Raw genomic sequence first — 1,228 nt, 5'->3', positions numbered from 1 at the left:
GGACTTAAACAAATTAATGCAAATGGCGATAGAACATCAGCAGCAGCAAGAAGCCTCAAAGCTACAGCACAACGCCACTTTTGAACTATTGGCTTTAACCTTTATCTGAACGATTCCACTTAGGCACAAAAAAACAGCCCTCACCATAATGAGGACTGTTTTAACAGATAATTTGAACCAAAAGCCCAAACCAAGAGCTTTTTAGTGGCTCATTAGTTACCAAACCAGATTTTTATTATAGCGTCAATTTAGCATAAAAGCTAGTTATATTAATACCTTAAGGTTTTCACACATACACTTTTACGCACAGGAGAACACCAAGTGGCCAGTATCGAACCACTCCGGACCAGTATTCGCATTATTTGGTATATGAACGGCGAAAAAGACAGCGAAACACTGCTAAACACACCGCCCACTGCTGCCAACAAAGCCAATGCTCAAAAAATAGCGGATATGGTAGAGCAACAGATTCAAATGGGTATATTTGACCGTGATGCCGTATTCCCAACGTCACCAAAGCGGCAAGCCTCGTACTTTGGCTACTATATCCCGATTTGGCAAAATGCCGAACAAAGCAAAGTCTCTCCTACGTCATGGGACACATATATTGGTAAAGTGGCCAATCATATAACGCCCTATTGGCAAAGTAAGCAGATCAGTAAGATTAGTGCTGAAGATGTGGAATATTGGGTTTATAAAGTATTGAGAGCTGAGCTGTCGCCCAAGACCATAGTCGATATATTAGGACTATGGCGCTCGATTTGGAGCTATTGGGCGCGTCATGAGAGGAACCCAAATGACCCCAGCCAATACATCAAGCTCAATAGCAAAGACCCAGCGGACATCGATCCATTTACCCGCGAAGAGATAGCACAAATCATAAATACCGAAACAGACGCGACTATGCGCAACCTATGGACTGTAATGCTTTGGTCTGGACTATCCAGTCATGAACTGATGCCATTAGCCATAGAAGATATTAACTTTAATAAATCAACGGCATACATCAAACGCGGCTTTGTCAAAGGCATTCATAAAGCCACCAAAAACCGTAGACGTAAACGCCAAATAGAACTGCTGCCCATCGTCGTAGACGCATTGGCCAATCAAGCAGAATTGGTAGCGAATCATAAAGCGCAAACCATCAAAGTCTTAGAGCGAGACAATCACACCTATGAGCAGCAGCAGCTTACTTGGCTTTGGCTTAACCCTCGCACTGGCAGCCACT

General features: G+C 43.3%; 1 protein-coding gene. It reads left to right on the top strand.

All coding sequences use genetic code 11. The features are described from left to right. Positions 1-321 precede the first annotated feature (321 nt). Positions 322-1,228: Arm DNA-binding domain-containing protein (locus ACT3SX_RS15155; protein ID WP_444761835.1), on the top strand; the 907-nt coding region annotated here is incomplete at its 3' end.

The organism is Psychrobacter sp. AOP31-B2-9 (assembly GCF_052378005.1).
Classification (GTDB): domain Bacteria; phylum Pseudomonadota; class Gammaproteobacteria; order Pseudomonadales; family Moraxellaceae; genus Psychrobacter.
Note: the sequence above shows the minus strand (reverse complement) of the source record. Positions and strands in the feature narration are given on the sequence as shown.